Origin of the sequence: Henriciella aquimarina (assembly GCF_002088975.1) — a bacterium.
In the GTDB taxonomy this organism is placed as follows: Bacteria; Pseudomonadota; Alphaproteobacteria; order Caulobacterales; family Hyphomonadaceae; genus Henriciella; species Henriciella aquimarina.
Genome location: NZ_NCST01000103.1, coordinates 21,823 through 33,752, shown reverse-complemented (window position 1 = coordinate 33,752; position 11,930 = coordinate 21,823). Strand labels below are relative to the sequence as shown.

General features: G+C 61.6%; 14 protein-coding genes. 4 read left to right on the top strand and 10 right to left on the bottom strand.

What is annotated here, in order from left to right; all coding sequences use genetic code 11:
* Positions 1–22: 22 nt before the first annotated feature.
* The 7 genes from B8784_RS15695 to B8784_RS15665 form a co-directional block, all read right to left on the bottom strand.
* Positions 23–313, bottom strand: coding sequence for a putative quinol monooxygenase (locus tag B8784_RS15695; protein ID WP_084398922.1), 291 nt, complete (start codon positions 311–313; stop codon positions 23–25).
* A 125-nt stretch (positions 314–438) separates the two neighbouring features.
* Positions 439–1,236, bottom strand: coding sequence for a crotonase/enoyl-CoA hydratase family protein (locus tag B8784_RS15690; protein ID WP_084398853.1), 798 nt, complete (start codon positions 1,234–1,236; stop codon positions 439–441).
* A gap of 77 nt (positions 1,237–1,313) precedes the next feature.
* A complete protein-coding gene (locus B8784_RS15685; protein WP_084398852.1) occupies positions 1,314–1,835 on the bottom strand; it encodes a hypothetical protein in 522 nt (173 codons plus the stop codon).
* Between the two features lie 77 nt (positions 1,836–1,912).
* A complete protein-coding gene (locus B8784_RS15680; protein WP_084398851.1) occupies positions 1,913–3,070 on the bottom strand; it encodes an acyl-CoA dehydrogenase family protein in 1,158 nt (385 codons plus the stop codon).
* 122 nt (positions 3,071–3,192) lie between these two features.
* Positions 3,193–3,810, bottom strand: a complete 618-nt coding sequence (locus B8784_RS15675) for a hypothetical protein (RefSeq protein WP_084398850.1) — start codon at positions 3,808–3,810, stop codon at positions 3,193–3,195.
* Between the two features lie 4 nt (positions 3,811–3,814).
* Complete coding sequence (locus tag B8784_RS15670) at positions 3,815–5,011, bottom strand: acyl-CoA dehydrogenase family protein (RefSeq protein WP_084398849.1); 1,197 nt, start codon at positions 5,009–5,011, stop codon at positions 3,815–3,817.
* Positions 5,012–5,136: 125 nt separating this feature from the next.
* Positions 5,137–6,135, bottom strand: a complete 999-nt coding sequence (locus tag B8784_RS15665; protein WP_233356186.1) for a nicotinate-nucleotide--dimethylbenzimidazole phosphoribosyltransferase — start codon at positions 6,133–6,135, stop codon at positions 5,137–5,139.
* A gap of 114 nt (positions 6,136–6,249) precedes the next feature.
* Here B8784_RS15665 and B8784_RS15660 point away from each other — a divergent pair, with 114 nt between their 5' ends.
* Together B8784_RS15660 and B8784_RS15655 are read left to right on the top strand one after the other, a co-directional pair.
* A complete protein-coding gene (locus B8784_RS15660) occupies positions 6,250–6,450 on the top strand; it encodes a DUF1289 domain-containing protein (RefSeq protein ID WP_233356185.1) in 201 nt (66 codons plus the stop codon).
* Complete coding sequence (locus B8784_RS15655) at positions 6,447–6,983, top strand: retropepsin-like aspartic protease family protein (protein WP_143435564.1); 537 nt, start codon at positions 6,447–6,449, stop codon at positions 6,981–6,983. Before B8784_RS15660 ends, B8784_RS15655 begins: the two co-directional genes overlap by 4 nt.
* Here B8784_RS15655 and B8784_RS15650 read toward each other — a convergent pair.
* Both B8784_RS15650 and dusA read right to left on the bottom strand, forming a co-directional pair.
* On the bottom strand, positions 6,970–7,794 hold the full coding sequence (locus tag B8784_RS15650; RefSeq protein WP_084398846.1) for a sulfite exporter TauE/SafE family protein: 825 nt from the start codon (positions 7,792–7,794) through the stop codon (positions 6,970–6,972). The two genes, B8784_RS15655 and B8784_RS15650, sit on opposite strands and share 14 nt — an antisense overlap.
* Positions 7,794–8,795 carry a tRNA dihydrouridine(20/20a) synthase DusA gene (dusA, locus tag B8784_RS15645; protein ID WP_084398845.1) on the bottom strand — a complete coding sequence of 334 codons (1,002 nt, stop codon included), beginning with the start codon at positions 8,793–8,795 and terminating at the stop codon, positions 7,794–7,796. The genes B8784_RS15650 and dusA overlap by 1 nt, the downstream gene beginning before the upstream one ends.
* Before the next feature lie 227 nt (positions 8,796–9,022).
* Here dusA and B8784_RS15640 point away from each other — a divergent pair, with 227 nt between their 5' ends.
* Positions 9,023–9,970 (top strand): site-specific integrase, encoded by a 948-nt coding sequence (locus B8784_RS15640; RefSeq protein WP_233356183.1) that lies wholly within the window; start codon positions 9,023–9,025, stop codon positions 9,968–9,970.
* Between the two features lie 178 nt (positions 9,971–10,148).
* Here B8784_RS15640 and B8784_RS21770 read toward each other — a convergent pair whose 3' ends face one another.
* On the bottom strand, positions 10,149–10,397 hold the full coding sequence (locus B8784_RS21770; protein ID WP_169712628.1) for a hypothetical protein: 249 nt from the start codon (positions 10,395–10,397) through the stop codon (positions 10,149–10,151).
* 10 nt (positions 10,398–10,407) lie between these two features.
* Here B8784_RS21770 and B8784_RS15635 point away from each other — a divergent pair, with 10 nt between their 5' ends.
* The gene (locus tag B8784_RS15635) at positions 10,408–11,871 is read left to right on the top strand and encodes a NarK family nitrate/nitrite MFS transporter (protein WP_084398920.1); all 1,464 of its coding nucleotides are present in this window, start codon (positions 10,408–10,410) and stop codon (positions 11,869–11,871) included.
* The last annotated feature ends 59 nt before the right edge of the window (positions 11,872–11,930 follow it).

The following is an 11,930-nucleotide window of genomic DNA, read 5'->3' as shown; positions in this document are numbered from 1 at the left end:
CTCGGCCATCCTGGCCTGCTCGCTATTCCACGATGTCGTAATACTCGATGTCCGGGCGCCCGGCGAGGCAACCGCCAAGCTTGGCGCCGGCTTCCTTGAAATAATCGGTCGCGCCATGCGCCTTGAGCGCGTCTTCATTGGCGTACTGTTCCATGAAGATATAGGTCTGCGGGTCGGCTTTGGACTGGTAGAGCTGGTAGGTCAGCGTGCCGGCCTCATTGGCTTTCACCTTGGCCATCAGATCCTTGCCGATCTCCTCGAACTCCGCGTTCTTGCCCTCGGCCACCTTCAGCTTTGCGACGACACCAATCATGCTCTTCTCCCCGAATAGATGCTCAATATATTTCACATGACAATAATCGCCCATGGCCATCGCACAAGCCATGACGTCACGGCGGGCGTCGTTGGAATAAGATTATGGATGGTGGGGCCGGTGTGTTACTTGCCGTCGAATTTCGGGGCGCGCTTTTCCAGGATCGCCTGGACGCCTTCCATGTGGTCGTCGGTCTCATGCATCAGGGCCTGCGAGGCGGCCGAAAGCTCCATGATCGTATCATAAGGCGCGTTCTGGCCATGGCGCAGCAATGTCTTGGCAAGGCGAAGCGCCTGCGGCGGCTGGCCGGCAATGCGTTCGGCAAGCGCCATCGTCTCATCCATCAGCGTATCCCCGGGCACAACCTCGGAAACGAGCCCCCACTCCTTCGCCTTCTCTGCATCGATGACATCACCGGTGAAGAGCAGCTGGGCGGCGCGGGAACTGCCGATGATACGCGGCAGCAGCCAGGCCCCGCCATCGCCGGGGATGAGCCCCAGTTTCAGGAAGGTCACGCCAAACTTCGCCTTGTCGGACGCGATCCGCACATCGGCCATGCAGGCAACGTCACAGCCGAGCCCGATCGCCGCACCATTCACCGCCGCGATGAGCGGGGTTTCCAGATTGTAGAGCGACTTCACGATCATGTGGATGTTGCGGCGATAGCCATTGCGGATGTCGTTCGGGCTGCCGCCGAAGGCGCCCGTCTTGTCGCGCATCGCCTTCACATCACCGCCGGCCGAGAAGGCCCGACCTTCCCCCGTCAGCACGGCCACGCGAATGTCCGGATCTGCCTCGATCTCGGCGCAGGCAGCCACGACCGACGGCCCGTCGCCTTCCTGGCCGAGCGCATTCATCATGTCCGGGCGCGTCAGCGTGAGCGTCGCGATCGGACCGGATTTTTCGAGTTTGATGACGGACATGGGGCAAGGCCTCCGCTTTGATCGTGTTGTTGGGCGCAGAGGTCTATGACAGCCCCTACCCCCTCGTGTCGAGCCCGCTATTTGCGGCGATAGGTACCGATGAACCAGTCTTCCCAGCGTTCCCCTTCAGGATCGTACTCCTCGAAATGCTGGGTGACGGAGCCATCCTCATTCTCCGTCCACGTCCCGCGGAAGGGGTGCGAGCGGCCATTGCGGTATTTGATCGTGCCTTTGAGGATCATGTCGCCGACCTGGTTCGGCCCGCCTTCATAATCGATGACGGCACTGGGGCTGACCCAGATCTGGCGCCAAACGCCCTTGCCCGGATCGTAGTAATTATAGCTCTGGCCTGTCGTGCCCCGGGCACTCGTCCAGTGCTCGACCAGAAGGCAGCCCTCCTCCTCACGCGTGACCGTGTTGGTCCCGGCAAACTCACCGGCCGGGTCTGTCACCCGCCAGTCGCCGATCCAGAAGTCGAAGGCATGATACGGCGCAGCCTTGCAGGGGCCGGCCCGCTCGGCAGCGTCTTGCTGCGCCTGTGCCTGCATCCCTACAACGGAGACAAAGATGAGAGCAGCGCCGCCAAGTCTTGCGAACATGAGCTTCCTTCCAGACAAAACCCCCGCCCGGCAGCATGGCAGGACGGGGGCCTTCGTCAATGACGGGAGACGGTGACCTACTCGGCGGCGACCTTGGCCGGCTCGCCGGTCAGCCGGGTGTAGCGGCGCATGTGATAGTCGACATTGCCGAACTCGCTGTCGATCATGGTCATGCGCTTGAAATAGTGGCCAACGGCCAGCTCATCCGTCATGCCCATACCGCCATGAATCTGCACGGCTTCCTGGCCGACGAACCGGCCGCCCTGGCCGATGCGGACCTTGGCCGCCGAGACCGCCTTCTTGCGGGTCTCTTCGTCCTCGTCGAGCTTCAGCGTTGCCATATAGGTCATGGAGATGGACTGCTCATGCTCCATGAACATGTCGACCATGCGGTGCTGGAGCACCTGGAACTTGCCGATTGCCACGCCGAACTGCTTGCGCTGCTGGGAGTATTCGACGGTCATCTGATGCGCGACGCCCATGGCGCCCATCGCTTCGGCACAGACGGCCGCAGTGGCCTCGTCCACGACCCGCTCGATGAGCGGCAGCGCCTTGCCTTCTTCGCCGATCAGGCCGTCGGCCGGCACCGAGACATTCTCGAAATAGACTTCCGAGGCGCGGCGGCCATCAACGGTGGGATAGTCGCGCGTGGTGATGCCGTCAGCATCCTTCTTGACGATGAAGACCGAGATCCCGTCACGGTCACGGCGCTCGCCTGAGGTCCGGGCCGTCACGACCAGGTGGCTCGCCCATGGTGCCGCGATGACAACAGCCTTGTGGCCGTTAAGGACATAGCTGTCGCCTTCCTTTTTCGCCGTGGTTTCGAGATCAGCCAGGTCATAGCGCCCGCGCGGCTCGGCATAGGCGAAGGCAAAGACGCTCTCACCGCCGATGATGGCGTTGAGGTGCTCTTCCTTCTGGGCCGGTGTGCCGGCATGCTTCAGGAAGCCACCGGCGCAGATGATGGTCGGAATATAGGGCTCGACGACCAGCGCCTTGCCGAACTCTTCCATGATGACCATGGAATCGACCGCATCGCCGCCGAGGCCGCCATCCTCTTCGGAGAACGGCGCGGCTAGCAGGCCGAGCTCGGCGAATTGCTGCCACATCTCCGGACGCCATCCGGCTTCGCTCTCGACAACCTTGCGGCGGGTGTCGAAATCATACTGATCCCGCAGCAGCCTGGCGAGGCTGTCGCGGATCATCGTCTGCTCTTCGGAAAAACTGAAATCCATTGTGTTATCTCTCCCAAGTCGCCACAGGCGGACGCACCCCTTGCAGCCTTCTTTGCCTTACTGTCTTTGAGCTCGGAACCGGGCCGCAGGGCAATGCCTGACGGCGCGGCAACTCCGCTTTTTCAGTTCAGTAGTTTCTCGCACTCTCCAAGATTGCCAATCATGTCGCGTTCACCACCAGCATCGCCTTGCGGCTCGGCCACTTCCAGGACGTGGCCCGAACCACCCGAGCGCCACGCGACCTCCACAGGCATGCCAAGCGCCGGGGACACCTTCAGATCGAGCGCGATGGAACCGTAACGCCCCTCGACCGCCCAGACATCGCCTGCCTCAGGTGTCGTGGAGATCAGGTCGAAGCTCTGCTGTTCGCCGACCTTGTAGACCGAGGCATGGCCCGTCTTCACCGTGGCAGATGCCCCGCGCACAAAAGGCCACATGGCCTTCAACGCCGCCCGGTCATCGTCTGCCGGCAGGGGCTCGTCGCAGGTCTGGACGTGGATGCCCGAGAACTCCACGAGATACTCGCTGGCATTGCCTGTCGAGATGCGAATGTTCGGATCGTAGATCACGAAGTCCTCACCAGAGGCGACAACCTCACTCACGCGAATGAACTTGTCATTGTCGAACGTATAGCTCCAGGTCACGAGCGTGCCCGGCGCGGGCGGACGGAAGACCGTGTCCGCGAGGCTCACCGGTGCCGCCGAGACAATCGCCAGCATCAGGATGAGCCCCCGGACCATCGCCTTACAGCCCCAGGATCATCTTGGAGATGATGTTGCGCTGAATTTCGTTGGAGCCGCCATAGATCGACGTCTTGCGCATGTTGAAATAGGTCGGTGCGGCCTGATGGGCATAGTCCGGCCCGATCGGGAACTCGTTCGACCCGTCTTCCGGAAAGCCACGGAAATACGGATGACCGTAATGGCCGACAGCCTCGAGCGTCAGCTCCGTCAGGCGCTGCTGGATCTCGGTGCCCTTCACCTTGAGGATGGAGCTTTCCGGCCCCGGGCCCTTGCCGGCCGCCTCGCTTGCGAGCGTGCGCAGCTCGGTGAACTCAAGCGCGGTCAGGTCGATCTCGAGCTGGCTGATCTTGCGCAGGAATTCGTCATCCCGGATCAGCGGCTTGCCTTCGAGCAGCTCCGTCGACGCAATCGCGCGCAGCTTCTCGACGCCGCGCTTGGAACGGGCGACACCGGCAATACCGGAACGCTCATGCGCGAGCAGGAACTTGGCATAGGTCCAGCCCTTGTTCTCTTCACCGACGAGGTTCTCGACCGGCACGCGCACATCGGTCAGCCAGGTCTCGTTGACCTCATGGCCGCCATCGATCGTCTTGATCGGCTTCACCTCGATGCCCGACGTGTTCATGTCGGCCAGGATGAAGGAGATGCCTTCCTGCGGCTTCGCCGCATTCGGGTCCGTGCGGCAGAGGAAGAAGCCCCAGTCGGCATGCTGGGCAAGCGTCGTCCAGGTTTTCTGACCATTGAGGATATAGTGGTCGCCATCGCGCACGGCAGTCGTCTTGAGCGATGCAAGGTCGGAGCCGGCGCCCGGCTCGGAATAGCCCTGGCACCACCACACAGAGCCGTCACGGATGCCCGGCAGGTGCTTGGCTTTCATCTCCTCGGAGCCAAAGGTGTAGATCACCGGCCCGACCATGGAGACGCCGAAAGGCAGAGGCATGATCGTGTCCATGCGTGCATTCTCTTCAGACCAGATATATTTCTGGGTCGGCGTCCAGCCGGTGCCGCCATACTTTTCCGGCCAGGCCGGCACGGACCAGCCCTTCTTGCCGAGGATCTGGTGCCAGGCCAGCATGTCTTCCTTGCCGAGATCTTCGCGCGCGCCAACGCCGCGCAGATGTTCAGGGTAATTCTCCTCGATGAAGGCCCTGACTTCCTTGCGAAACTCAACTTCCTCCGGGGTAAATTCAAGGTTCATGCGCTTGGTCCTCGATGATCTGTTTTATCCTTGTGACCCTTGTGCCCCCATGATGCCGGGAACGCAAGTTGACGCATACGTCAACGTAAACAGTGTCGCACCCTATCAGTGCTTGGGACTGCTTTTTAACCCGCCTGACGGCCCAGAAACGGGGCGCAAGCCGTCTTCAGAACACCGACCGCCGCGGCCGACCCCATGCCGCCGCCCGTATTGAATTCAAACGACAGCAGCGGGTTCATGCCGATCCGCTCCAGCGCTGCTTCATGCGCCGGGCGCCGCGTCACATGGCCCGGCAGGACATGCGACACCGCATCGGGGTTCATGGCATGTACAATACCAGCTGCGATGGTCGTTGCGAAGCCATCGAGAACGACCGGGACAGACTGTATGCGCGCCGCCAGGATGGCCCCGACACACGCGGCCAGTTCCCGCCCGCCAACGCAACGCAGCGCCTCGAGCGGCTCGTCCAGATGACCGCGATGATGTCTCAGCGCGGCATTCACGATTTCGGTGCGCGCGCCGCTGACATCCTTCGGCGTCATGGGCCCCGGGCGCACCCAGTAGTCCGCCGTGCCGCCATAGAGCGCACAGGCCACTGCCGCGGCCGAGGTGCCAATACCTGCCCCGATGACCCCGAGGGCCAGCAGGTCCGGATTGCCTTCAAGCGCCTCGAAGCCATAGGCAATCGTCGCGGCGCATTCGCGCTCAGTCATCGCGGGTTCGGCCGTGAAATCGGCCGTGGGCTGCTCGATGGCCAGTTCGAAAACCCGAATGTTTGCCCCGACCTGCGTCGCGATCGCCGAGAGCGGCGCCTTGCCGTCCCGCAGGTCTTCGACCTTGGCCTTTGTGTTGTCATCGCTGGAGAGCGAAACCTGGTCGCCGGAGATGCCATGGGCACCTGCGAACAGCGCCAGGGTCGCATTCTCGATGCGCGGCGGATAACGCCCTTGCCAGCGCGCGAGCCACTCGGCCGCTTCACCGAGCCGGCCGAAATCCCCTTCTCGGCCCATGCCCAGAAGTGCCTCGCGGACACGCTCCGCATCCTTTTCGTCCGGCTCGATGCGGCGCATCGCCAGATCGCGGACATCATCGAAAGGCGTTGCAGAAGACGCTGCGTCGCTCACGGACCTACCCCATTCACCGGAATGTCAGCAAAGCGCCTGAAACGACAATTGAAGTCAATGAAAGATTCGTGATTTTTTGCGATAGAACGCAGCCGTCCCCATAATATGTCTCGTATGAAACCCGTCCTGACCCCCTGCAAGAAAGTGTGCGCCGTCGATGGCCAGACGAGTCTCTGCCTCGGCTGTGGACGGACCCTGCAGGAAATCGGCGGATGGAGCGGCTTCAGCGACGAGGAGCGCCGCCGCATCATGGCCGAGCTCGATGAGCGCATGGAGCGGCTGAAAGCCCTCGGCAAGCTGGGACCGGTCGCGTGAGCGCGCGGATCGGGTCCATGCTGTTCAGCGCCTGCGCGGTCGCCGGTGCGGTCGCGATCTTCATCGCCCCCAAGCTCGACAAGGCCGATCTTCAGCTCGTCGAGGAAGACGTCCCCGAGGCGTCGGTCAATGCCGCCGTCACACCGCAGGAAACCGACAGTCGCCGCAGGGCCGTCCTCTCCATTCGCAACGATGGCCACTATTGGGGCCGCACGCTGGTGAACCGGAAGGCCAGCGTGGACTTCATGGTCGACACCGGCGCGAGCACCGTCGCGCTGACCCAAGATGATGCGCGCAAGATGGGCATCGACATGGATGCGCTCGTCTACGATTCCCGCATCAACACCGCCGGCGGGCTGACATATGGCGCGAATGTCGTGATCGACTCGATCAAGATCGGACAGGTCGAGATCGAGAATGTCCATGCCGTCGTCATGCGCGAGGAATTGGCCCAGTCCCTGCTCGGCATGAGCTTCCTGCGTGAGCTTTATTCCTATGAGTTTCGCGGCGACCGGCTGATCATCCGGCAATAACCTTCCAGATCATCCGGATCGACACCAGCACGAGCAGGACTCCGAACAGCTTCCGCAACACGCCGGCATCCAGCTTGTGAGCAAGCGCTGCCCCGACGGGCGCCATGGTCACGGTGCAAAGCGAGATCAGGGCAAAGGCCGGCAGGTTCACATGGCCCACCGAGAATGGCGGCAGGCCTTCCTTGCCAATGCCATTGCCGATCGCCATGGCCGCCCCCGGCAGGCCGATTGCCACCCCGAAACCGGCCGCCGTCGCCACGGCTTGGTGGATCGGGCGCCCGCAGACCGTCATCAGGCTGACCCCGAACGTCCCGCCGCCAATCCCCATGATGGCAGAGAGCGCGCCCAGCACGCTGCCCAGCCCGGCCCGCGGCGCGCCCTTGGGCAGATCATCGGCCAGCTTCCAGCTCGGCCGGCCGAAATAGAGCTGCATGGCCAGAATGAGCAGCAGCCCGCCGAAGATGAAGGTTAGCGTCTCCTTGGAGATGAAACCCGCAATAGCCTGGCCGATCACCGCGCCCAGCATGATCCAGGGCGCCCAGCCGCGAAGGATGGACCAGTCGACCGCCCCGCGCCGGTTATGCGCCATGACGGAGCGGATCGAGGTGAGGATGATCGTCGCCAGCGAGGTCGCGACCGCGACATGCATCGCCGTCTCGCCATAGCCGAGCGCGGTCAGCAGGAAATAGAGCACCGGCACGATAACCGCCCCGCCCCCGATCCCGAACAGGCCGGCCGCAATCCCGGCCGCCACGCCAGCAGCTGCCAGCGACGCGATCATCACACCATATTGGGCAAAAAACTCTCCCATCAGGCGAGCGCCGCTTCCGGCGCGACCTGCGCCAGCGCCTCGTCGAGCACGTCGAGCCCGGCACCCGGCTTCACCGCCTTCTCCGACAACACACGCCGCCAGGCGCGGGCGCCTGGCTGGCCAGCGAAGAGGCCAAGCATGTGACGCGTCATGGAGGAAAGCTTCGTGCCGCCCGCCACCTGCTCGGCCATATAGGGGCGGTAGCGCTCCAGAGCAGCGAGACAAGCTGCCATGTCGACCTCATCGCGGCCCTCGCCGGTCTCGATCAGCTGGTCGGCATGGGCCAGAAGCGCCGGCGTCTGATAGGCGGCCCGCCCCAGCATGACGCCATCGAAGGTTTTCAGATGGTCTGCCGCCTCGCTCATCGTCTTGATGCCGCCATTGAGAATGATGGCAAGGCCGGGCCGTTCGGCCTTCAGCTCGGCCACCAAGCCATAATCCAGCGGCGGAACAGTGCGGTTTTCCTTCGGGCTCAGCCCCGACAACCAGGCCTTGCGCGCGTGGACGGTGAAGACCTCGCAGCCGGCATCGGCCACCGTGTCGACAAAACCGAACAGGGTCTCGCGCGGCGGGTCCTCATCGACAGCCACACGGCACTTCACCGTCACCGGAATGGAGACCACCTTTTGCATCGCGGCCACTGAGGCGGCGACGGTTTCCGGCTCCTGCATCAGGCATGCGCCGAACCGGCCGGACTGGACCCGGTCGGACGGGCAACCGCAATTGATATTGACCTCGTCATAGCCGAAATCCTCGGCGATCCGGCTCGCCTCGGCGAGTTTCTCCGGATCCGATCCGCCGAGCTGAAGAACAACCGGGTGCTCCGCGGCGCTATAGCCGATCAGCCGCTCGCGGTCGCCATGGATCACGGCATCGGCCGTCACCATTTCGGTCCAGAGCAGCGCCTGGTCCGACAACGCCCGATGGAACATCCGGCAATGCCGGTCGGTCCAGTCCATCATGGGTGCGACGGAAAATATATAGACTTGATTTATTTGCATTTTTTAAGTAACCTCAAAGGGCTAAAACAAGAACGTGTGCACTTTTTTGGACCAATTTGCACACGCTTGTACCGGTTTTGATCTGTCTGTGCACACGGAGCGCACACGAAATGGCGACAATTGTAAAACTTCCCTCCGGAAGCTGGCGGGCCCAAGTGCGGCGAAACGGGCGGTATGTCTCGAAGAGCTTCAAGCGTCGCCGCGATGCTGACGGATGGGCCGTGGACATGGAACGCCGCATCGACCGCGGCGAAAACGTCTCCAAAACCCGCCCCAAACATCTCAATACACTTTCCGATCTCATCGACCTCCACATCGCGGATATGCATGAGTCCTGCAAGCCTCTGCGCCGTTCGAAGTCCTTCTCACTCGGCAAGCTCAAGCAAGACATCGGACATATCCAGATCGATCGGATCGACCGCGAGACAATCGTGCAATTTGGCCGCCTGCGCGCAACCAAGGGCGCCGGCCCTGCGACCATCGGTATGGATATATCCTATCTGAAGACCATCCTTACCCACGCCAATGCCGTGCACGGGATCCAAACGCCGGTCGAGGCTGTCAATCTTGCCCGTGCGGCGCTTAACCGTCTCGGCCTGGTCGGAAAAAGCCATGAACGTGACCGTAGGCCGAGCCAGGAAGAACTCGACAAGCTGATGGCGTTCTTCGATGCCAATCAGCGCTACCGGGCACCAATGAGCCGGATTGTTCGTTTCGCCATTGCAACAACGATGCGGCAATCGGAAATCTGCTCCATCGAGTGGAAAGATCTGGATATGCGCCGCCGGATCGTAACCGTGCGAGACCGAAAGGATCCGAGACAGAAGGATGGCAACCACCAGCAGGTGCCCCTGGTCGACCTTACCGGGTATGACGCTTGGGCACTTATCAATGAACAGCGTCTTGATCATGAGCGGAAAGGCAGGATCTTTCCCTATAATCCACGTACCATCGGGACCGCTTTCCGCCGGGCCTGCGGCGAGCTGAGGATCGACGATCTTCACTTCCATGACCTTCGTCACGAAGGAACAAGCCGCCTCTTTGAGGCTGGTCTCAAGATCCAGCAGGTCGCACTCGTAACAGGTCATAAGGACTGGAAGATGCTCAAGCGATATACCCACCTTAAGGCGGACTCTATCGTCGCTATGGCGGCAGGCAATGGGGTCAAGCTCTAGACACGTGCTACTAGCGTTGTGGCACGTTCTCGTAAGACAGGAAGGATCACGGCCAAAGAGCTGTAGACATCCCACGCACACTTTTTGGGGCCCGAGGGGCTTTGGCTAAAGGCCAACCGCCTCCAGTGAAATCAGCTACGAACGCGGCAAGGATCTCTTAAAATCGGTTAGAGATTAATCAAACCCCACTTCCAACTGCCTTTTTGATGAGCGCATGGGCATCCACCTTCATCTGTGCATGAGAGTGGCTTGAACTCAAAACCGTACAACGGTTCATGATAAGTTCCATGCTGCGGTCAATGGCGACCGAGGCACACATAGCCCCGTGGATGGACACGGTGGCCTCCCGCACAATCAACGTCAAACGTTCCGGCGAACCGGATGCGTCGCTTCCTGTGCGGGTCCGCCCACTGTTCTTCAAATCCATGGGGACCGCCATGTCTGCCGACCGCTTCAACCTTCTGTCTTTCAAAGGGAAAATGAAGATCCTGCATATGAGCTGGATCGCGTTTTTCCTGACCTTCGTCATCTGGTTCAACCTCGCGCCACTGACCGGCGCCATCAAGGAAACCTTCGGCCTTTCAAAGGACGAGATTTCCACTCTGCTCATTCTGAATGTTGCGCTCACCATTCCCGCCAGGGTCGCCATTGGCACACTGACCGACCGGTTCGGGCCAAGAAATGTCTACTCCGCCCTGCTGGCGCTTTCCGCCATTCCCTGCTTCGCCTTCGCCTTCGCCGATAATTTCATCCAGCTCGCCATTGCCCGTTTCGCCCTGGGCTGTGTTGGCGCAGGCTTTGTGATCGGCATTCGCATGGTCTCCGAATGGTTCCCGCCGCGTGAACTTGGCACAGCTGAAGGCATCTATGGCGGCTGGGGCAATTTCGGCTCAGCGGCCGCGGCTTTCACCCTGCCATCGATCGCGCTGCTTTTCGGAGGCGATGAAGGCTGGCGCTACGCCATCGCGCTGACAGGCCTCGCCGCGCTCATCTATTCAGTCATCTATTATCTGAACGTCTCCGACGCGCCGGAAGGCTCACGCTATTTCAAATCGAAGCATACGCGCGGCATGGAAGTGACCAGCAAGGGCGACTTTTTCCTGCTGCTCGTGATGAAGGCGCCTCTTCAGATCGCCCTCGGCCTCCTGGCCTGGCGGCTCAATAATGTCGGCCTGATTTCGGAAACGGCTCAGTCTCTCATCTGGACCGGCCTGGGTGGCTACTACCTATTCACAGCCTGGCAAGCCTGGGAGGTCAACAAGCCAGTTTTCGAAAAGCCCGTGCCACACATCCACCGCTACAAATTCAAGCAGGTCGCCATCCTCAATATCCTGTATTTTGCAAGCTTCGGATCGGAACTGGCTGTCGTGTCCATGCTGCCGCTCTTCTTTGCTGAAACTTTCGGGCTGAGCCCGGTTCTCGCCGGCATGGTCGCATCGGCCTACGCCTTCATGAACCTTGTCTCGCGCGCGAGCGGCGGCCTGATCTCCGACCGGTTCGGACGAAGGGGCACCCTGATCGTGCTCACTATCGGCATGGCTGTCGGCTACCTCCTCATGTTCATGATCAATGCCGCCTGGCCTGTGGCGCTCGCCGTAGCGGTCGCGATGTTCTGCTCCTTCTTCGTTCAGGCCGCCGAGGGCGCCGTTTTCGCAATGGTCCCGCTGATCAAGCGGCGCGTGACCGGTCAGATCGCCGGCATGACAGGCGCCTATGGCAGTGTTGGCGCCGTTACCTTCCTGGTTGTCTATTCAATGGTTCCGGCCTCGGTCTTTTTCCTCGTCATTGGCGCCACCGCCCTCATCGGCGTCGGCTGCTCCCTCTTGCTGGAAGAACCACAGGGCGAGATGGCCGAGGTCGACGAAGACGGCAATGTCACCATGATCCCGGTCACGGCCTGAGATGAGACCGGCAACCGCCCCTGATGCACTCCCCCCAGGCCTGCCTGGCAGAGCCACTC